The organism is Herbaspirillum lusitanum (genome assembly GCF_046025995.1).
Taxonomy (GTDB): Bacteria; Pseudomonadota; Gammaproteobacteria; order Burkholderiales; family Burkholderiaceae_D; genus Herbaspirillum; species Herbaspirillum lusitanum_A.
Genome location: NZ_JAQQFM010000016.1, coordinates 41,109 through 61,726, shown reverse-complemented (window position 1 = coordinate 61,726; position 20,618 = coordinate 41,109). Strand labels below are relative to the sequence as shown.

At 57.2% G+C, this 20,618-nt stretch carries 17 protein-coding genes and 2 tRNA genes; 8 read left to right on the top strand and 11 right to left on the bottom strand.

The window, feature by feature from the left end; translation table 11 throughout:
- The 4 genes from PQR62_RS24800 to PQR62_RS24785 form a co-directional block, all read left to right on the top strand.
- Positions 1-302, top strand: a 302-nt coding sequence (locus tag PQR62_RS24800; protein WP_408160748.1) for a DUF2345 domain-containing protein, incomplete at its 5' end; no start/stop codon positions are given.
- Positions 303-322: 20 nt separating this feature from the next.
- On the top strand, positions 323-751 hold the full coding sequence (locus tag PQR62_RS24795; protein ID WP_408160747.1) for a hypothetical protein: 429 nt from the start codon (positions 323-325) through the stop codon (positions 749-751).
- A complete protein-coding gene (locus tag PQR62_RS24790; RefSeq protein WP_408160746.1) occupies positions 733-2,586 on the top strand; it encodes a hypothetical protein in 1,854 nt (617 codons plus the stop codon). The genes PQR62_RS24795 and PQR62_RS24790 overlap by 19 nt, the downstream gene beginning before the upstream one ends.
- 131 nt (positions 2,587-2,717) lie before the next feature.
- Positions 2,718-3,497 (top strand): WD40 repeat domain-containing protein, encoded by a 780-nt coding sequence (locus PQR62_RS24785; protein ID WP_408160745.1) that lies wholly within the window; start codon positions 2,718-2,720, stop codon positions 3,495-3,497.
- A 1,268-nt stretch (positions 3,498-4,765) separates the two neighbouring features.
- Here PQR62_RS24785 and PQR62_RS24780 read toward each other — a convergent pair.
- From PQR62_RS24780 to PQR62_RS24755, 6 genes are all read right to left on the bottom strand, one after another.
- Positions 4,766-6,085: an MFS transporter gene (locus PQR62_RS24780; protein ID WP_408160744.1), complete on the bottom strand. Its 1,320-nt coding sequence runs from the start codon at positions 6,083-6,085 to the stop codon at positions 4,766-4,768.
- Positions 6,086-6,206: 121 nt separating this feature from the next.
- A complete protein-coding gene (locus tag PQR62_RS24775) occupies positions 6,207-7,235 on the bottom strand; it encodes a 4-hydroxythreonine-4-phosphate dehydrogenase PdxA (protein WP_408160743.1) in 1,029 nt (342 codons plus the stop codon).
- A 160-nt stretch (positions 7,236-7,395) separates the two neighbouring features.
- On the bottom strand, positions 7,396-7,629 hold the full coding sequence (locus tag PQR62_RS24770; RefSeq protein WP_408160742.1) for a hypothetical protein: 234 nt from the start codon (positions 7,627-7,629) through the stop codon (positions 7,396-7,398).
- On the bottom strand, positions 7,626-8,573 hold the full coding sequence (locus tag PQR62_RS24765; RefSeq protein ID WP_408160741.1) for an amidohydrolase family protein: 948 nt from the start codon (positions 8,571-8,573) through the stop codon (positions 7,626-7,628). The genes PQR62_RS24770 and PQR62_RS24765 overlap by 4 nt, the downstream gene beginning before the upstream one ends.
- Positions 8,574-8,608: 35 nt before the next feature.
- The gene (locus tag PQR62_RS24760; RefSeq protein ID WP_408160740.1) at positions 8,609-9,940 is read right to left on the bottom strand and encodes an MFS transporter; all 1,332 of its coding nucleotides are present in this window, start codon (positions 9,938-9,940) and stop codon (positions 8,609-8,611) included.
- A gap of 616 nt (positions 9,941-10,556) precedes the next feature.
- Positions 10,557-11,495 carry a LysR family transcriptional regulator gene (locus tag PQR62_RS24755; protein WP_408160739.1) on the bottom strand — a complete coding sequence of 313 codons (939 nt, stop codon included), beginning with the start codon at positions 11,493-11,495 and terminating at the stop codon, positions 10,557-10,559.
- Positions 11,496-11,656: 161 nt separating this feature from the next.
- Between PQR62_RS24755 and PQR62_RS24750 the strand changes: the two genes are divergently transcribed.
- On the top strand, positions 11,657-12,217 hold the full coding sequence (locus tag PQR62_RS24750) for a hypothetical protein (protein WP_408160738.1): 561 nt from the start codon (positions 11,657-11,659) through the stop codon (positions 12,215-12,217).
- Positions 12,218-12,327: 110 nt separating this feature from the next.
- Here the strand turns inward: PQR62_RS24750 and PQR62_RS24745 are convergent, their stop codons facing one another.
- The 4 genes from PQR62_RS24745 to PQR62_RS24730 form a co-directional block, all read right to left on the bottom strand.
- Positions 12,328-12,927: a CDP-alcohol phosphatidyltransferase family protein gene (locus PQR62_RS24745; protein ID WP_408160752.1), complete on the bottom strand. Its 600-nt coding sequence runs from the start codon at positions 12,925-12,927 to the stop codon at positions 12,328-12,330.
- A gap of 170 nt (positions 12,928-13,097) precedes the next feature.
- Positions 13,098-13,173 (bottom strand) — tRNA-Asn (locus PQR62_RS24740).
- A 265-nt stretch (positions 13,174-13,438) separates the two neighbouring features.
- Positions 13,439-13,514: transfer RNA gene (locus PQR62_RS24735), tRNA-Asn, on the bottom strand.
- A gap of 95 nt (positions 13,515-13,609) precedes the next feature.
- On the bottom strand, positions 13,610-14,827 hold the full coding sequence (locus PQR62_RS24730) for an amino acid aminotransferase (RefSeq protein WP_408160737.1): 1,218 nt from the start codon (positions 14,825-14,827) through the stop codon (positions 13,610-13,612).
- 59 nt (positions 14,828-14,886) lie between these two features.
- Here PQR62_RS24730 and PQR62_RS24725 point away from each other — a divergent pair, with 59 nt between their 5' ends.
- The 3 genes from PQR62_RS24725 to PQR62_RS24715 all read left to right on the top strand — a co-directional run bounded on the left by PQR62_RS24725 (position 14,887) and on the right by PQR62_RS24715 (position 18,399).
- Positions 14,887-15,291 carry a hypothetical protein gene (locus PQR62_RS24725; protein ID WP_408160736.1) on the top strand — a complete coding sequence of 135 codons (405 nt, stop codon included), beginning with the start codon at positions 14,887-14,889 and terminating at the stop codon, positions 15,289-15,291.
- A complete protein-coding gene (gene uvrB, locus PQR62_RS24720) occupies positions 15,279-17,360 on the top strand; it encodes an excinuclease ABC subunit UvrB (RefSeq protein WP_408160735.1) in 2,082 nt (693 codons plus the stop codon). The genes PQR62_RS24725 and uvrB overlap by 13 nt, the downstream gene beginning before the upstream one ends.
- Before the next feature lie 235 nt (positions 17,361-17,595).
- Positions 17,596-18,399: a uracil-DNA glycosylase family protein gene (locus PQR62_RS24715; protein WP_408160734.1), complete on the top strand. Its 804-nt coding sequence runs from the start codon at positions 17,596-17,598 to the stop codon at positions 18,397-18,399.
- Positions 18,400-18,526: 127 nt separating this feature from the next.
- Here PQR62_RS24715 and PQR62_RS24710 read toward each other — a convergent pair whose 3' ends face one another.
- Entirely contained in the window at positions 18,527-20,575 is a 2,049-nt protein-coding gene (locus tag PQR62_RS24710) for a methyl-accepting chemotaxis protein (protein WP_408160733.1), read from the bottom strand.
- Positions 20,576-20,618 lie beyond the last annotated feature (43 nt).

Here is a 20,618-nt window from a genome sequence, read left to right as displayed (position 1 = left end):
CCAAAGGCAAGCTCGAGCTGCAGGCGCAGAGCGATGCGATGGAGTTGACGGCCCTGAAGGACATCCAGATCGCCAGCGTGGACGGCAAGCTGGTGTTGTCGAGCACAAAAGAAGTCTGGATCGGCGCCGGAGGTTCTTATCTTCGCATCACGCCATCGGGCATCGAGAACGTGACGCCGGGGGATATCAATGAGCGGTGTGTGTTTTGGAGTGTGACTGGGGCAGGCGGCATGAACGTACCGCTTCCCACATTTCCAGAATCACGCCTGGATATGCCGGCGTCTCAATCGATCTCTCTATAAGCCATCAGAAAGATAAGCCTATGTTGATCAGCCCGCCATTTATCCTCCCGCCCGATCTGCAAGCGCACTACGGCAGCGATGAAGCCATACTCGAAGCCTCGATGCCACCGAGCTCTTCGCGTTTGCCGGAGATGTATGTGCCGGAAGGCAGCTTTCCGCTCAGCCGCAATCTCGGCTGGCACAACGGCGTGCATCTGGAAGCGCCGCAAGCCAATGGCGGCCGGCTGCCGGTCTGCGCGATTGCCGACGGCACCATCATCTTCACTCAGCTTCCTACAAAAACTACAGCGGATCCTCAGCACGGTCAGAATTACCCTGCTTTCGGACCTGATGCGGCCTGGAGCGACAACGGCTGCATCATCATCGAACACCAAACTGAAATCGGGGCGGATGGCACGGCCCCACCAGCATCAAGTTCTACAGCCTCCACATGCACCTTTCGTTCCTGATGAAAAGTTTCAGGACGGGCCAGCCCATACGCCGCAAGGATCAATTGGGACAGACAGGCCAGGTCTATGGGCGTGCCGCACAACTTCACTTTGAAATATGCTGCGACGACGTCAATCTCAGAAAGCTGATCGGCCGTACGCCAACATGGCTTGATCCCCAAAAGCCACCGACAAACACGGGCAGAACGGACACGATCTTCGGCAGCTTCTACTACTACCTGCCAGCAACCACACCCATTGATACAGGCGCAGACATGCCCGCCAAACACCTGCGCACCGCCCCACCGGTCGATACTCTGGGCATCGCACAATGGGTGGAAATGGACTATGGAGATAGCGGGGCCGGCCCCGGAACATGCGCCATCACCAGCTACACCGAACAAGGTGCATACGGCAACACGCGCAAAGACCGCGAGGCAGAATACAAGCTATATGCAGAGGCAAACAAGCGCCATAAGAGCGTACCTGCAGCAGATCCGGACATCACGAGCAGTCCATCAGGCTGGTACGAACTGTTGCGCTTCGGACGCAATCTCGGCAGAAGCGCGGCTGACAAAGACCCGCTGCCGGAGAACGCAGCGCACTGGCGCAGGATCAAAACGGTAGACGGTCAGGAGGTCTGGGCCGATCTGAACGCCCCCGGCGTCTGCCAATTCAGCGATGCCGACTTTCTGCCGGCCATGGGCTGGAACTGCTACGACGATGACAGCAATCCCGATGATCAGCGTTGCGACTCGGATCGTCTGAAGAACCTGCTGCGCACCGCCGGAGAACAGCCTCATCCGACGCTTACTGAAGATGATGAATACCTCATCAAAAGACTGAGCGAACCCGAGGTCAGAGAAAAACTGCGGCGCGTGATCTGCAAATTTCCTAGTGAATGGAACAGGGCCGACATCCTGCAGCGCCAGGGATGGATCAAGCAAGAGCGCGAAGAATTCAAAACCAATCCCGACAACTGGACACGCTTCGCCAGACATTGCGAGGCCATGAGCTTTGATAACTTACCTGCCACCTATCTCGATGCGCAATGGCATTTCCATCCGGTGGAGTTTATTCAGCACTTCAGGAAATGCGGGTGGCTGGATGAGGCGGATTTGGCGGTGATTTATCCAAGAACTGAAAGCAACAAACGAGAGCAGTACCGTTGCGCAATAAATAAGGCTTCTCGAAAATATGGAATTCTCAGCTATCTCCGAATGAGTCATTTTCACGGGCAAGGTGCGGTCGAATCAAATCACCTGCAATCAATGCAGGAATTCGGAGACCAGGAAATGTCGCGATATTCGGAGCGCCGACTTGGGCATTGGTATGGTTCGGATCAAAAGAAAGAACGAGATCTCTATTTCGAAACGGCGAAAAAAGATAAGAGATCATATTCATGGATAAACGGAAATTGCGGTCCGGTTGATGCCCAGAAATTCAGGGGAAGAGGATTTAAACAACTAACCGGCCTAGAGCTTTATGCTCAATATTATGTTTACCGGGGTTGGTTGAAAGAATCCGAATTTGACAAATACTGGTGGGATGATCCGCAATACGGTCCGGACAAGCAAATGCCGATGAAAAAGAGAGTTCCACGAATTGATGATCCCCAGAAGCTTGCGATAGACGAATACAACTGCATCGATTCAGGGGCTTTTTATATTGCCTGTTTCCGCTCGGCTGTCCTGAGAGAAATTGATAAAGACACTCTCTATAGCCTATCCTCCAAACAGGCCGCTGCAGAAGAAGAAAAAGTGATCGTAGCAGTAACTTTTGCGATCAATTCTGGGAAAAACGGACTTCCAGCCAGAATCGAATTCACCCATAAAAACAAAGTCAATTTCTTATGAAAATAATTTTTTTTATCTCATTCTATGTTCTTTTATGGAGCTCAGTTTGCAGTGCGGATCTTCAGTACAAATTGATAAATACCCTTCTTTTAAAGCCTATCAACGTGTTGGCATTTTCGGATCAAAACACAATGCTGGTAGCAAATGCAAAAGATAGAAAAATCTATTTCTATGATGCTCGAAATGGACAAAGGACTCGCACGTGTAAGTTGGACATTTCGGGAGAGAGTTTGCACTTAAGTTCCGATGGCCAATTTCTACTCTCCGACAGTTCGTACGCGATGACAAAGGATGCTGAATTTTGCCTTGGAACGATCCGGTTTTATACGATAAACGGAGTTAGAAAAAAGTCTGGAGATACTGCCGACACTTACCCATTCGCCTTTGTTGCGGATGCGAATTTGATTACAAAACGATTTTTCTTTTTGCAAATGAAATCTGCCGGCCCTCCGAAATACTATTCAGGCTATGTAGGCGTGTTGAATACAAAAACAAAAATATTTGAAATTGGAGAGGACACTCATCCTCTAAAGAAGGGAGAAATGGCCTTTCCAATGGGGTTGACGAAATACTCAAAATTCTCGATAGACGGTAGATATTTAGATGTATCTCCAGAGAGTGGCTATCCAGGTGTCTATGAAATTTCTTCCAAACAAAAATTGAATTCAGAAGACTCAGATATTGCGACGCAGTTCGGAACAGCCGATAAATGGAATTTAAGCCAGGGAACAGATAGGTTCAAAGGACTCTACGCCACGTCCGGAAATCTAAATTACTTCATCACAGATGCCCCCGATGTTTTTACCTCCGCAATATCAAGGGATGGAAGTTTTGTTGCGGTCGCTTATCGTGACTACGTCACTTGGACATCCAGAATCGAAATTTTTTGCAGAGAGTGCGAATCACAATAGCGATCTTTCGAGCACGCGAATGAACGTGGTGAGTACCGAAGTCGCGGATATTGCATCCGACTAATTAACAAGCTTCGAATCGGAGACGATCAACGTCCTTGTTCACATCGTCAATAGTGGAGAGAAACGATGTCCTGGCTGCAGAAATTTACTCACCAAAACAGATAATTTTGCGATGAAAAATACAGCCATTCTTTTTCTGAGTGCATCCCTATCCATCTCAGCGCAGGCCTAAAATTCTCAATACAAATACCTGAAAAAAATCTACAAAGGATCTGCCAACACAGTATTTTTCTCCGCTCTAAACACGCCTGCGGTGATTGATGGGAAAGAGAAAGCTATCTTTTTTTACGATTTTCCGAACGGGCAAAAAAACTGGAATGTAAGCTGGACACAGCGGGTGAAGATGTACGCCTGAGTTCGGACGGGCATTTCCTCTTGTCCGATGTCTTTTATGAGAGCACCGATGGCATCGAGTCATGTAACGGCACAATCCCATTTCTTCCTGCCGACGGGATAAAGAGAAAAAAGAGCGATACCTTAGATCGCTATCCTTCAGCCTTCGTTACCCCGGAACCTATGAAGTCCGCTCTCGCAAAGAAATAGATCCAAACACCCCCAAAATAGCATCGCAGTTTGATCCTGTTGAAAAATGGAAATTGATCCGTGATCCAAAAGAACCTAAAAGGCTATATGCCACGTCCGGAGTTATCAATTACTTTGTCACAGATTTTGAAGGTGATGTGGAGTGGGTAATTTCAAAAGATGGAAATCTTGTCGCGGTTCTTTTCTATTTCGATCCTGTCACGCGTATGTCCAGGATCGAGATATTTTGCAGAGACTGCGAATAACTAGATACTAGCCCAAGACATCCCAAAATGACTTGGTTTCAAATTCTCGTGATGTTCTCCTCACTGCAATCTCTTATTCGGTATTTACCAGAAAATATACTGGCAGCAGCATTCATAATTCTGACTCTTCACAAGGCTATCCCCCGACTGCTAAGCAACTGACCGGATTGAAGTCCCGCAATATTCTGATTGTCTTGCCGGGAAAATAGCTGCAGCAAAAAAATGAAAATCGTCAAAACTATTTCCGGTCGAATGCTTTCCTATTCAACAAAGCATTTCCGATCAAAAAAATGTGCGTACTCGGCCCGGCCTCGTTTTGCAGTTCATAAAAAATAAAAAAGCCTCTACCAGATCGGTAGAGGCTTTTTTCTTCATCGCATGCAATAGACCACCACCCCGCCTCGCCTGACCAATTGCCTACACAGGCTGATCCGCAGGCCGCCGGCGACGTTCCATCGGCGTCTGATCATCGGTGTAGTCCAGATCGCGATCCGGTTTCATGCGCAGGGTCATCAGTGCGCCGATCAGCAGGAAGATGCCGGAGCCGACGAAAGGTAAATTCCAGTTACCGGTCATGTCGATCACTGCGCCGAATACCACCGGCGAAATGATGGTGGCCAGTGCGGCGCCGGTGTTGAGCATGCCGCTTGCGGTGCCGGTGTATTTCGGCGCGACGTCCATCGGCACCGCCCAGATGGGGCCTATGGTCAGTTCCAGCGCGAAGAAGGCGCCGGACAGACACCAGACGACGACGTTGACGTCGTGACTCAGCATCACCGGCACCAGGAAGCCGGCGGTACCCAGCAGGCTCAGCGCAATCACGCCTTGCCGCGCCATGCGCAGGCTGCCGGTTTTCTTCAGGATGCGGTCGCTGATCAGGCCGCCGGTGACGTCGCCCACCACGCCAGCGAAGAACACGCCGGATGCAAAGATGGCGGATTTCTTCAGGTCGAGGTTGTAGGCGCTCATGAAATAAATCGGCACCCAGCTGAAGAACAGCGTATTGGTCCAGACCTGGCAGAAGTAGACAAAGATGGTCGGCGACATGCGATGCAGGATTTTCTTCCACGGCGTGTCGACACCGTTGGCGCCGGCCGGCTGGTGCTCGGGCAGACGCGCCAGTTCGAGTTCGTTGATCGATGTGTGCTCGCGCGGATTGTCTTTGTAATAGACGGCCCAGATGATGATCCAGATCGTGGTCAGCGCACCGACGATGACGAAGGCCGCGCGCCAGGAATGCAGCGCAATCAGCAAGGCCACGATCGGTGGCGCCACGGCATTGCCGAGACGCGAAAAAGAGTGCGTGATGCCTTGCACGAAGCCGCGATCCTTGCGCTGAAACCAGTTGGTGATGGCGCGCGCCTGCGCCGGCAATGCAGCGCCCTCGCCTATACCCAGCAACAGACGTGCAAGCACCAGCGAGGCCAGACCGCTGACGAAGCCGGTGAGAATGGTGGCGACCACCCAGATCGAACCGCACACGATCAGCGTTTTCTTCGCGCCCATCTTGTCGGCGAACCAGCCGCCGATGATCTGAAACACGGCATAGGTATAACCGAAGGCGGAAAAGGCGACGCCCAGGGTCGTGTTGCTGAGGCCGAGTTCGGCCTTGATCGGCCCGGCTGCCGCGGCCAGATTGACTCGATCGAGATACAGGATGAAGGACATCGCGCAGAAGATGGCCAGCATGTACTTTTGCACATGCGTGGCGCGCGCGGAATTGGGATGAGTTTGCATGGTCTCCTCTTGCTTTGTTTTGTTGAGCATCTCTGCGGACGCTGCAATCGGTGATTCAGTCATTGGGGCGAAGCCGACCGGCACCGACCTTTGTCGGGTCGATCAGCCGCATAGGGCCGTCTCAGGCAGCGGCGGCCTCAGCGGCGCCGGCTGCGCTTTTTGCGGCGACGCGATTTTCGCCCATGCGGCAGGCCAGCTCAAAGGCGTTCTGCATCGCAGTGACGCTGGCGATGCCCTGGCCGACGATGTCGTAAGCCGTGCCGTGGGCCGGCGTGGTGATCGGGATCGGCAGGCCGCCTTCCACCGTCACGCCGACTTCGAAGCCCATCAACTTGGTCGCGATCTGGCCCTGATCGTGGTACATGGTGACGATACCGTCCAGTGCGCCGGCCTTGGCGCGCAGGAAGATGGTGTCGGCCGGGAATGGACCTTCGGCCGGGCAACCGGCTCTGGCGGCCAGCGCGATGCCAGGCTCGATGACGTCGATTTCTTCCCGGCCGTAGTTGCCGCTGTCGCCGTTGTGCGGGTTGAAGCCGCACACACCGATGCGCGGCGCTGGCTTGCCGGCGGCGCGGAAAGATTCGGTCAGCATGCAGATGGCGGAGGACACCGACTGCGGTGTCAGTACCGATGAAACGTCCTTAAGCGGCATGTGCGAGGTAACGCGGCCGGTCCATAGCTCATCCAGAATGTTCAGCTCGCCGCACAGGCCGTCGTACTTCAGCAGTTTGGCGAACCAGCGCATTTCATCTTCTTCATGCATGCCGCCCTTGCGCATGGCGCCCTTGTTGAGCGGCGCGAAGCATAGCGCATCGGCTTCGCCGGCTTCCACCATGCGCGTGCCCAATGTCAGCGATTCGAGAATGAAGCGGCCATTCTCTTCGGCCGCAACAGAGGGCGTGAACTCTTGCGACATGCCCGGCCAGTCGACAATGCGGAACCAGTCGGAGGCCGCCGGCAGGTTCAGACCGGTGCTTTGCGCAGCGCGCTGCAGGGCCGGTTGATTGCCGATCAGGCTGATGTCGGCGCGCTCAGCTATGCCGGGGGATGCCAGCAGGCGCAGGATCAACTCAGGGCCGATGCCGGCCGGGTCGCCGATGGTCAGCGCGATACGAGGCTTAGGGGAATGCTTGTTCGAAACGACGCTCATGGGTGCTCCTCTGTTCTGTGTTTTGGTCGGCCAGGCCCCTCCTTGACATGATCAATGGCATGCAGCCCGCCATCAGGATCGGATGCAGCATTGCCCGCTCAGCGCGGCAAGGAAGGAATGAGCCAGACTATACGGCGGCGACCGCGCCGGACTCCATCGCTCATTCGCTGAAGCTGGTTTCGCTTTTTGCGAAACCGCCTGAAAAGCCTTTTTCATAAAGGCTTTCAGCACGATCGAAATCGACAATCAAGACCGCGAGGATTGAGCCAAGGAAATTTTTCAGGAGCGCATGGCACTGCGGATCACTCCCCGGGCGAAGATAGAAATTTGCCGCAAAGGTAGGAGCCGGCCGTCCTGCCTGCCTGCGCCATGTCGGAAGGCCGGCCGTAATCATGTCGGGATCCGATAGAATCGGGTCGCGTTGGACGCCATGACCGCCTCGATGTCTCCATGCGGAAGATGCGCCAGTGCGGCCATGAATGTTTCAAGTAAGGTGTCGTAATCAACCTTCACAGACGACACCGGGAAATTGGAGCCGAACATGCAGCGCGACGCCCCGAAGATTGCTATCGCCTGCCGCACGATGTCTTGCACTTCAACCGGATTCCAGTCTGCGTCCCGGATGCCGAATTCGGAAAGCTTGATCATCACGTTGGGATTATCGGCAAGCCGCTCAAGCCGTTTGCGCCAGATCGCCAGCCCTTCCTTGCTGCGGTCCCAGGGCAGGCCGGAATGGTTGAGGGCTATCGGAATACCCGGAAATTGACGGGCAACTTCTGCAGCCTCCGCAAGATGCCATACCGGCACACGTAAATCCCACGACCAGCCATGCTTCTCCAGCAACGATAATCCCTGCAGCCAGCGCGCATCCCGCATTCCGCCGACCAGCGGCTTTTCAGGGAGGCCGGGCGCAGACAGCGTCGCCGGCTTGCAGCGTATTCCCCGCACCAGAGGAAACGCCGACTGCTGCTCCAGCCGTGCCTCAATGTCGGACGCGCCGAAATCTGCATAGGCGATCACCGCATTGGGGAAACCATATTTTTCATGAATCCGCTGTAGCCATGCGGTCTCATCAAGCTGCTCGGAACGATCTCGCTCCGCCTCGATATGTACCGTACCGACAACAGGAAAATGCCGGCTTTGTCGCAGATAATCCGGCGGCATAAAGTCGCAACAGAAGCCCTGGTAAGGCCCGAGGAAGAAATGCTCAGCGTCGTATTCATCCTGTAGCCATGGATAATGCCCGGCCGCCAGATCCCACAAATGATGATGCGCATCGACAATCGGCACCGTCTGCGGGGTCCATCGCTTATCGGTTTGTCCGTGAATGGTGTTCATTGTTGAGCTTGCAGGAAGGCTGCCAGGTATGTGAATCAGGACTGGGAGGAGTCTTTGGCTTTCTGGCCCGGGACCGGCACCAGCGCCACCAGCCCGGCGGCGGCGATCAACACGACCGCCAGCATCAGAATCGCGTAGTTGGTCGAGCCGGTCCACTCCTTCATGACGCCGACAATCCAGGGCCCCGCGAAGCCGGCCAGGTTCGCCAGTGAATTGATCAGGGCAATGCCGGCGACCGCCGCCATGCCGCCGAGCACTGCCGTGGGCAAACTCCAGAATAATGGATATACCGACAGGATACCGGCCGTGGCCAGACACAAGCCGAAGATTGAGGCGCTGGCGTTGCCGTTCAGGAGCACCGAAAGGCCGAGTCCGGCTGCGCCCAGGATCAGAGCGATTCCGATATACAGGCGACGCTGCTGCGTGAGATCGGCCCGTGCCGTCAGATAAAGCATCATCGCGATGGCACATAGGTTGGGCAAGGTGGTGATCAAACCGATCTGGAAGGTATCCGCAACACCGAGACTGCGGATGATGCTGGGCATCCAGAAACTCAGGCCGTAATTGGCCAGATTCAGGGCGAAAAAAATCAGTGTGAAATGCCAGATGCGCGGATGCAGCAGCAGCTTCACGAGGGGGATGTCGACCTTCAACTTGTCGTCCTTGGCCAATTCAGTCTTGAGCGTCTTCTTCTCATCGGCAGACAGCCATCTGGCGTGGTCGATACTGTCGTCGAGATAGAAAAGTGCAATCACGCCGAGCAGAATCGATGGAAGGGATTCGATCACAAACAGCCACTGCCATGCATGCAACGCGCCTGCATCCGACATGTAATGCATGATCGCGCCCGACAGCGGACCGCCGACTACCCCCGCCAATGCCAGCGCGGTGTAGAAAATGCCCATGGTGCGACCGCGACGCGCTGCGGGAAACCAGTAAGTCAGATACAGGATCACGCCGGGCAGAAAGCCTGCTTCAGCCAGACCGAGGAAGAAGCGCAACACGTAAAAACTGACCGGATCCTTGACGAAAATCATGCCGCACGAGACGACGCCCCAGGAAATCATGATCCGGCTGATCCAGCGGCGTGCGCCAAAATGCGCCAGCATCATGTTGCTGGGCACCTCGAAGATGAAATAGCCCAGAAAGAAAATGCCGGCGCCGAAACCATAGACAGCGTCACTGAGCCCAAGGTCATTCATCATCCCGAGCTTGGCAAAACCGACGTTGATGCGATCAAGATAAGCAGCGAGAAAGCACAGCATCAGGAAGGGAACGAACTTCCAGGTCAGTCTCGAATAAAGCTTTTCCAGATCGGCTGCCGGGCTGGCCGCCGCCGATTGCACATCCATTGCATATCTGTTCATGATTGTCTCCGCTTTTATTATTAACACTCAGGCTCATCCCGCCGCGACCAAGCAGTCGGCCGCCTTGCCTGCGTGCATGCTGAAAATATTTCCGGACGCTGGCCTGTCCGATGTACCTGGTCTGCCCTGCCGCATACAAGAACAAGCCGATCCGGTTCGCCGAAGATTTCGTCCCGTACGGCCAGCCGGTCCGGCCGCGTTCTGCATGGCGCTGGCGCCAGAGTCCTGGCTGAAGATGGATCAACGCGATGCACCGCTTGCGCCCGCTTGATCTAAATGACGCTCATGGACGCTCGTCTCTCATTTTTTTTGCAGGTCTTGCCTGATCCCGCGCGTTGTGGCGAGATCCGCCAGAGAAGTTGACGCTGCCTGCACGAGGCTCTTCAGCAAGGCGTGGATGGAATTGAATATACGGTGATGACGGCGTCGAGCTCCATCGCTATTTCGTTGAAGCTGGTTTCGCATCTTGCGAAACCAGTCGAAAAGCCTTGAGTGAAAAGGCCCGGAGATATCATTCGGCAGCCTTTGCTACCTCGGCGAGCGCTGGACTCACGAGAAAATGCTCAGGCGAACCAGCCCCGGCATCCGAGACTTGCCATTGCCTTCGCAGCAGAGATCAGGAATTTTCTTGCGCGGACGGCGACTGCGTGAGCGCCTCCACCAGCGCCATGCCGGAGGAAGACATGGCGTGCCGCGGCTGATGACAGATCACAAAACGCCGCGTGGCCCAGTCGCCTTCGATCGGCACGGTGCGAAACAGATTGTCGCCGGCCAGCAGCACCGCCACCTGCTGCGGCATCAGACCGATGCCTATGGATTCTGCGATCATCGCCGCCATGCTCTGAAAGCTGCGCACCATGATGCGCATGTGCAATACGCGATTAGCCTGCGCCGCCAGCCGGCCGAGACTGAGCGAGACCGCCGCGCCTTCGCTGAGACCGATGATGTCGAAGGGTAGAATATCCTCCAGCGTCACTGACTCGCACTCGGCAAGCGGATGAGCATGCGGCACCGCCAGCACCAGCCGATCTTCGCGGTACGGCAAAGTCGGCAACATGGTGCCGCCGAGAGTGCTTTCATAGATACCGACATCGGCCACTTCCCGCGTCACCGCCTCCACCACGCCTTGGCTGTTGAGCTCCAGCAGATCGATCTTGATGCCGGGATGCAATTCACTGCAGCGGCGGATATCGCGTGCCAGAAATTGCAGCACTGCCGAGGTGCAGGCCGCCACGCGCACCACGCCCATGCTGCCCTGACGAAACGCGGTAGCATCGTCCTGCATGCGCGCCACCGAATGAATCATGTTGCGCACATGTGCCAGCAAGGCGCGCCCGGCATCGGTCAGCGCCATGCCGTGCGGCAGACGATCGAACAAGGCGATGCCGAATTGCGCCTCGAACTCCTGAATCCGGCGCGAGGCGGCAGCCGGCGCCAGAAAAATCCGCTCGGCAGCCTTGGTGACGGCGCCCAGTTCGGCTGTCGCTTCAAACAGGCGCAAGGTGGTCAGATCGAAATGGATGCGGTCGAGAGTGGGTTCGGGGCGGGTTGGCATGAGGGCTGGCGGCTGGCTGCGATGGAATAAACCGTCTATTTTAGCGATCTGTGGCAGATGCGATGAGAAGCGCTCTGGATTTGATGATTGCTTGAATACAGCCCGCGCGTGATAAATTGGGTCGGGATAAAAATCAGGAACAGCAAAAGGGGAATATTCAGATGCCAGAAGCTCAGGTCAACGCCAATTACCGATTCGTCGGCGCCTATCAGGAAGTCAACACGCGGATCGCGCAACGTCAGCAGGCGCTGACCATTTATGTGTCGATGATATTGAGCTTGCTGGCGGCGCTGGTGGCGCTCAAACCGGGCATGGCGGGCGCCAGTCTGCCGATTCAATGGCTGGTGCTGGGCTTTCCGGTGGCCTCGACCTTTCTGGCCTTGATGAGTTACAAGGCGGAAATGGCGATCACCAATCTGCGCCGCTTTCTGTGCGCGCTGGAGCGTCTGGGCAATGAGAGCGGAACCCTCCCGAGTTACAACGCCAATCCGATGTGGTCGATCAACGCCAACCATGCACGCCACTTTCAGGATTACGCGGCAGCGCTGCTGGCCTTCGCCGGCAATGCAATCGGCCTGCTGGCAGCAGTCAAGATCTATCCGGTTCAGTTCAGCGAAAACCCATTGGCAATCTGGATTGCCGGTGCAGTCGCGCTGATCTCCATCGCGTTTCTGCTATGGATTCCAAAGCTGAGCTTCATTCCGGCCGAAGATCGCGCCTAAGAGCTGGCGGGACTGACGCACACGCACACTGAAGTTCAAAAACAAAAGCCCTCAATCCTGCGATTGAGGGCTTCGTGCTTCGGGCTACTACATCAGGCCAAGCCTACTGCTCACTCACTAGTCTGCAAGGATTTACGCAGCTTCAGCGCATGCACAAAAGACGGTACGTCGTTTTTCCAGACCGGCAGGATCATGGAGATCAGCAGGCCTTCGATATCTGCCACCAGCCCCCAGTAGATCGCCAGGCAAACCGGATAACCCGACTCACCAAAGACCAGGGCCGAGAAAAATCCGGCAAACAGAAACAGCCCCCACAGTTTCGAGCTCCACATGTGATAACTGGCCTCACGCTTGAATTTCGCCAGATCGAAGAAATACCGCGCCATCTCCAAGGCCAACAGCAGTATCAGAGGCACGGCATTGTCTGTGATGATTTCTTTGTGCAAATGCCACACGCAATAAGTCGCGGCAACATAAAAAATGGAATCCGCGATGCTGTCGAGGCGACGAAGATTGGCGGTCGCCACGCCAAGACGTCTGGCAATCTTGCCGTCATAGATATCCGAAACCAGGGCGACGATCAGGCAAGACGCAAAGCCGATGGACGATGGCAGGTAATAGGCCAGCAAGATCATTACCGGCGCCAGTGCGGCACGCAGCAGAGTCAGGAACAATGGCAGATGATGCAGCAGAGGCGTGGCTGAGCGCATGAAACCGGGCGGGTAATTGTTATGGGGCTGGCGCCGGCTTAAGACAGAATATTGACGTTGCCGGCGTATACGAGCACCAGCGCTGCGAACATCCCCCTCACCGAAACAGAAACCGGCGCAGCAGCCAAACAAAAAGCCCTCAATCTTGCGATTGAGGGCTTTGCATTCTTTGGCTCCCCGACCTGGACTCGAACCAGGGACCTGCGGATTAACAGTCCGTCGCTCTACCGACTGAGCTATCAGGGAACAGCTGAGGGCGCGATCATAAACTAATTTTTCATTCGCGGCTAGCGCCACGCCGAAGAATTTTCTAAACAGTTCAGATCACTCTGCCGCGCTTGCACCCGGTGCGCGACTTCTGCCAACACTTGCCGATTCAGCGTGAATCACATACAGCATGCTCTTCGCATGTTCCTCACTTCTCAGAGCAATCGGTCATCGGTGATGAGCTCGATGGCGCTGCTGCTGAATTGAAAAAGCCCCGCATGCTTCGCGAGGCTTTCGAATTTTTTGGCTCCCCGACCTGGACTCGAACCAGGGACCTGCGGATTAACAGTCCGTCGCTCTACCGACTGAGCTATCAGGGAACAGCTGAGAAAAAGATTATGACGCGGTTTTTAATTCCTGTCAAAAACTTTTTGCATCTCCGCCTCTTTTCAGGCCGGAGATGCGCAGTCTTTCTTTACAGCACTTTGGCGATGGCATCGACCACTGCGTCGATGTTCTTGCTGTTCAGCGCGGCGACGCAGATACGGCCGGTGTCCACGGCATAGATCGAGAACTCGGTGCGCAGACGCTCGACTTGCGCCTTGGTCAGGCCCGAGTACGAGAACATGCCGCGTTGCTTGATCACGAAATCGAAGTCGTGTGCAGGCGCCTTTTCTTTCAGCTTGGCGACCAGCAGTTGACGCATTTCGCGGATGCGCACGCGCATCTCGGCCAGTTCGTCTTCCCACATCTTGCGCAGTTCAGGCGATGCCAGTGCGGTAGCGACCACCTGACCGCCATGGATCGGCGGGTTGGAATAGTTGGTGCGCACCACGCGCTTCAATTGCGACAGCACGCGACCGGCTTCTTCCGAGCTGGCGGCGACGATGGACAAGGCGCCCACGCGTTCGCCGTACAGCGAGAAGGATTTGGAGAACGAGTTCGACACAAACAGCGGGCCGCCGGCTTCAGCGAAGCGGCGCACCACCTTGCCGTCTTCTTCGATGCCGTCGCCGAAGCCTTGATAGGCCATGTCGAGGAAAGGAATCAGGCCGCGCGAGGTGACGACTTCGATCACTTCAGTCCATTGATCGGCAGTCAGATCGGCGCCGGTCGGATTGTGGCAGCAAGCGTGCAGCAGCACCACCGAGCCGGACGCCATGGTCTTGAGCGCATCCAGCATGCCGGCGAAGTTCACGCCACGGGTTGCCGCGTCGTAGTACGGATAGTTGTTGACCGTGAAACCGGCCATTTCGAACAGCGCACGGTGGTTTTCCCAGCTTGGATCGCTGATCCAGATCTGGGTGCCGGCAGCCGAAAAATGCTTGAGGAAATCTGCGCCCAGTTTCAGCGCGCCGGTGCCGCCCAGGGCTTGCACGGTAATTGCTCGCTTCTCCTGCACGACTGCGCTGTCGGCGCCGAACACCAGCTCTTGCACCGCCTTGTCGTAAGTCGCCAGGCCGTCGATCGGCAGATAAGTACGCGGCGCCAGCTTGGCCGCCAGTTCCGCCTCAGCCTTGCGCACGCATTCCAGCAGCGGCACTTTGCCGTTGTCGTCGTAGTAGACGCCGACGCCCAGATTGGTTTTGGCCGGATTCTTGTCGGCATTGTAGGCATCGGTAATGCCCAGAATAGGATCGCGCGGCGCCATTTGGATGGCGGTAAACAGGGAGGCAGAGACAGGAGCGTTCATCGTGATAACATGAAAAGTTAGCTGCGGCGTTGAGTCGCAGACGGGATGGATGCAAGGCCATGCTCCAGCCGTGCACCGTTTTGCAACACGCCATTTTACCAAAGGTCGCGTGCTATTCACAGATACAGATCGGAGCCGAATCGGCACCGCTGTATACGCAAAATGGCACAGACTTTATGGCGGCAGCACTTGAACATCGCGCTGCGGGCAGCATCTATAGCAACAATGCCGGAATGTTTTTCCCGCATGCAACATCAGATATCGAACATGCCTTCACGCATCCTGCAGCCGATCAGACTGCAGGATCATTGGCAGAGCAACAAGACCTGCGCGCAAACGACTCTCGCGCCGCAGGCCAAATGCTCCGCGCATGTGCAAAGGCCGCAGCGGCCTGCACCGGCAGCAGGCATCATCCCGGCAACCAGGATTACTCCAGAATACCCAGACGACCATGGCTGATTTGACCCCGATTCCCCCCGCGCTAGACGAAAGCAAATTCATCACCTTTCCGGATTCGCCCTTCAAGCTGTATCAGGTGTTTCCGCCTGCCGGCGACCAGCCTGCGGCCATCGAGAAACTGGTGGAAGGTGTCAAGGACGGGCTGTTCTTCCAGACCCTGCTGGGCGTGACCGGCTCCGGCAAGACTTATACGATGGCCAACACCATCGCCCGCCTCGGCCGCCCCGCCATCGTGTTTGCCCCCAACAAGACGCTGGCGGCGCAGCTCTACAGTGAGTTCCGCGAGTTCTTTCCGCACAACTCGGTGGAGTACTTCGTCAGCTACTACGACTATTACCAGCCGGAGGCCTACGTGCCGCAGCGCGATCTGTTCATCGAGAAAGACTCCTCGATCAATGAACATATCGAGCAGATGCGCCTGTCCTGCACCAAATCTCTGATGGAGCGACGCGACGTCATCATCGTCGCCACCGTGTCGGCGATCTACGGTATCGGTAATCCCAACGAATACCATCAGATGATCCTGACGCTGCGCGCCAAGGACAAGGTCAGCCAGCGCGACGTCATTGCGCGTCTGATCCAGATGCAATACTCGCGCAACGAAGTCGATTTCGGCCGCGGCACTTTCCGCGTGCGCGGCGACACCATCGACGTGTTTCCCGCCGAGCATGCCGAGCTGGCGGTGCGCATAGAAATGTTCGACGATGAAATCGACAGCCTGCAACTGTTCGACCCGCTGACCGGCCGCGTGCGCCAGAAGATTCCGCGCTTCACGGTCTACCCCGGTTCGCACTATGTGACGCCGCGCTCGACCGTGCTGCGCGCGATCGAAACCATCAAGGATGAATTGCGCGAACGGCTGGAATTCTTCCGCAAGGAAAACAAGCTGATCGAAGAGCAGCGGCTGGAGCAGCGTACCCGCTTCGACCTGGAAATGATGACCGAGATCGGCTTCACCAAGGGCATCGAAAACTATTCGCGCCATCTGAGCGGCGCCAAGGCCGGCGATCCGCCGCCGACGCTGGTGGATTATCTGCCGCCCGATGCGCTGATGTTCCTCGACGAATCGCACGTGCTGATCGGCCAGCTCAACGGCATGTACAACGGCGACCGTGCGCGCAAGACGAATCTGGTGGATTACGGTTTCCGTCTGCCGTCGGCGCTGGACAATCGCCCGCTCAAGTTCAATGAGTTCGAAGGCAAGATGCGCCAGACCATCTTCGTCTCGGCCACCCCGGCCGACTACGAAAACGGCCGCGCCGATCAGGTGGTGGAACAGGTGGTGCGCCCCACCGGCCTGGTTGATCCGCTGATCACGGTGCGTCCGGCGACCACGCAGGTCGATGACCTGATGTCGGAAATCACGCTGCGCATCAAGAAGAACGAGCGCGTGCTGGTGACCACGCTGACCAAGCGCATGGCGGAACAGTTGACCGACTTCCTGAGCGACAACGGCATCAAGGTGCGCTATCTGCACAGCGACATCGACACCGTGGAACGGGTCGAAATCATCCGCGATCTGCGCCTCGGCACCTTCGACGTGCTGGTCGGCATCAACCTGCTGCGCGAAGGTCTGGATATTCCTGAAGTCTCGCTGGTGGCGATTCTGGATGCCGACAAGGAAGGCTTCCTGCGCTCCGAACGCAGCCTGATCCAGACCATCGGTCGCGCCGCGCGCAACCTCAACGGTATGGCGATTCTGTACGGCGACAAGGTCACCGATTCCATGCACAAGGCGATCGGTGAAACCGAACGGCGACGTGCGAAGCAGGTGGCCTTCAACGAAGCCAACGGCATCACGCCGACCGGCATCAAGAAGGAAATCCGCGAACTGATCGACGGCGTCTACAGCCCGCAGGAAGCGCGCGCCGAGCTGATGGTGGCACAGGAGCAGAAGAACTACGAAGCCATGAGCGAGAAGCAGATCAGCAAGGAAATCAAGCGCCTCGAAAAGCAGATGCAGGAGCATGCCAAGAACCTGGAGTTCGAAAAAGCGGCAGCCGCGCGCGATCAGTTGCACCTGCTCAAGCAGCAATTGTTTGGGGCGCCGGGGAGCGATACGGCGGCGGCCTGATGCTGAGCAACGCGCAATAAGTGATGCAGCACTGCGCCTGGCAGCGCCGGAAATTCAAGCAATGCAAAAACCTGCAAGGGCGTCCCGACGAAAGTCAGGACGCCCTTGTTGCTTGCAACGCTATTCATCGGCCGGGGAGCGGCGATGAACGGTGCCCGCGCGCGGCCAAAACTTACGCGCCCACGTTATACAATGCCGCCACTTCTCAACACGGCCTCCATCTCGCCTTCCCGTCATGACCACAACATCTTCCTCCGCCATCCCCGCTGCGCTGCTGGATCTGATTCAGTCCGCCGATCCGTCCTGGCATGATGCACTGCGCGCCGGGCTGACCGCCGTCGCCCAGGCCGATCCCGCCTATCTCAACACGCTGGCGCAGGATAACTATCTGCCGACCGAGGGCCGCATCTTTGCCGCCTTCAAACAGCCGCTTGATCAGGTGCGCTACGTGCTGGTCGGCGAAGGCCCTTACCCGCGTGCGGCCAGCGCTACCGGCGTCTGCTTCATGGATGGCGCGGTGGGGTCGCTATGGTCGGACAAGGGCTTGTCGAAGCAGGTCAATCGCGCCACTTCCTTGCGCAATTTCATGAAGATGCTGCTGGTGGCGAACGGCTCGCTGACGGCCGGCAATACCAGTGGCGATGCATTGGCCGGGATCTCCGCGCAGGCGCGAGAAGACATTACCGGCAGCATTCAGACGCTGGCCGATCTGCAAAACAATCTTGAAGCGCAGGGATTTTTGCTGCTCAACGCCAGCCTGGTATTTCGGGCGCACGTGGCGCCGGTCAAGGACGCCAAGGCATGGAAGCCATTCTTCGACACCGTTCTGCACGCGCTCGCCACGCATGCGCAAACCCATGTCAGCGCTCTGCCGACACTGGTTTTGTGGGGCAAGATTGCCGAACAGTTGCGCAGCCTGCCGCTGATCGAAAGCTTCCCGCGCGCTGTCGCCGAGCATCCTTACAATCTCAGTTTCATCGAGCACAGCGGCATGCAAACGCTGTTCGGCGATATGCATCTGCTGGTGCGGCGCGGATGAGCAAAATTGCGCGCCAACAACACCAACAAAAATGCCGTTCAGTGTTAACTGAACGGCATCACGGCACCTGGCCGGGTTCCTTCTGCGGCCTTTCGCCGTCAATGCGGCTGTGGCCGCAACAAGAGATTCAGAACTCTTCCCAGCCATCGCCATCCTGTGATTTTGGCGCGACCGCCGCTTTGGATGGCGCCGGTCTGGATGCCGCCGGCTTGCTGACGGCCGCCGCCGGAGTTGCTTGCGGAGCTGCATGAGCAACTGCGGCCGGCTTGGCAAGTGCAGCGGGTTTTGCCGGAGCTTTCGTCACGGCCGCACTTGAGGTCTTGCTGAAAGACGCCGGTGCTGGTGGCGACACCACAGAGACGCGCTTGCTCAATGGTGCGGCGCCCTGGCTTTCATCCAGCTTGAATTCAGCCACCACGCCGGCCAGATGTGCGGCCTGCTCTTGCAGCGACTGGGCGGCAGCGGCAGCCTGTTCAACCAGGGCGGCGTTCTGTTGCGTGGCTTCGTCCATTTGCGTGACGGCGCGGCCGATCTCGGCAATGCCTGAACTTTGCTCCTGACTGGCGGCGCTGATTTCGCCCACGATGTCGGTTACCCGGCGCACGCTGGCCACCACCTCGGTCATAGTGCTGCCGGCCTGCGCCACCAGCTGGCTGCCGGCCTCGACCTTATGCACCGAATCATCGATCAGCTCCTTGATCTCCTTGGCGGCCGAGGCGCTGCGCTGGGCCAGCGAGCGCACCTCCGATGCCACCACCGCGAAGCCGCGCCCCTGTTCGCCGGCACGCGCCGCTTCGACCGCGGCGTTCAAGGCCAGGATATTGGTCTGAAAGGCGATACCGTCGATCACGCTGATGATGTCGACGATCTTGCGCGAGGATTCATTGATCGAGCTCATGGTATCGACCACCTGCCCTACCACTTGTCCGCCCTGCACCGCCACCTCGGACGCCGAGACCGCCAGTTGATTGGCCTGGCGTGCGTTGTCGGCATTCTGCTTGACGGTCGAAGTAAGTTCTTCCATTGCCGAAGCGGTTTCTTCCAGCGAACCGGCCTGCTGCTCGGTGCGGCCGGACAGATCGAGGTTGCCCGACGCGATTTCGCTGGATGAGGTCTTCACCGATTCGCTGGCACGGCGGATGTCGAGCAGGGTCGCGGCAATCTTGTCGGTGAAGCGGTTGAAGGCGCTAGCTATCTGGGACAGCTCATCGCGCCCGCTTTCATCCAGGCGGCGCGTCAGATCCCCCTCGCCGGAAGCGATGTCCTCCATCGCATCACGCACCACGCCCACGCGGCGCAACAGGCCGGTGATGGTCAGCGTCAGCAAGACGGCCGCGACCACGATGGCCAGCACCGCCAGCACGGCAGAAGTGGCCATCAGGGTGCGGATCGACTGCGTCGCCTCAGCTTTATTGAGCGCCACCACCAGCGACCAATCGGTGCCTTCGATCGGCTGCACGAACAACAGGTAAGCGGCGTCGCCGATCTTCGCCTCGCCGCCCTTGCGCATTGATGCCAGCGTCTGCGCGCTAAGACTCTGGTCCAGCGCCGACACCGGCTTGAGCGCCAGTTCCTTGTTGGGATGCGTGATGATCACCCCATCCTTGCCGACAATGAAGGCGAAGCTGCCAGGCGTGGGCTTGATGCCGGCCACGTTGCGCACCACGTTGTCGAGCTGGACATCGGAGCCGATCACGGCCTGCAGGCTGTCCTTGCCGCCGACCGCTTCGGCAAAGGTTACGACCAGCTTGCCGGTGGTGGCATCCACATATGGCGCGGTCAGCACCGGCTTGCCGGCATTGAGCGCCTGCTGATACCAGGGCCGCGCAGTGGGATCGTAGCCGGCCGGCATCGGATGCAGCGCCAGCATGCGTTTGTCCGGATAGCCGATGTAAGCATCGTCGAAGGCGCCGGCCTCCATCGCGGCGGCCACGATGGGCAGCACATCGCTCTGCTTGAGCGCCTGTTTCATGGAACCGGTGATGGTGCGCTTGCTGCGCACCCATTCGGCGATATTTCCGGCGTGACTGTCGGTGAGCTGTGCCGTCTGCACCTCCAGCGCGGACAAGGTATCGCGGCGGACGGTATAGACGTTGGCCAGGCTCAGCACGACCATGGCGACGACAACGATGGAAACGGAAATGACGATAAGACGCGTACGTAAAGACGACAGCATGATGTTCCCCCAAGAACAGTGTTGCCCATCCAAAACAAACTGC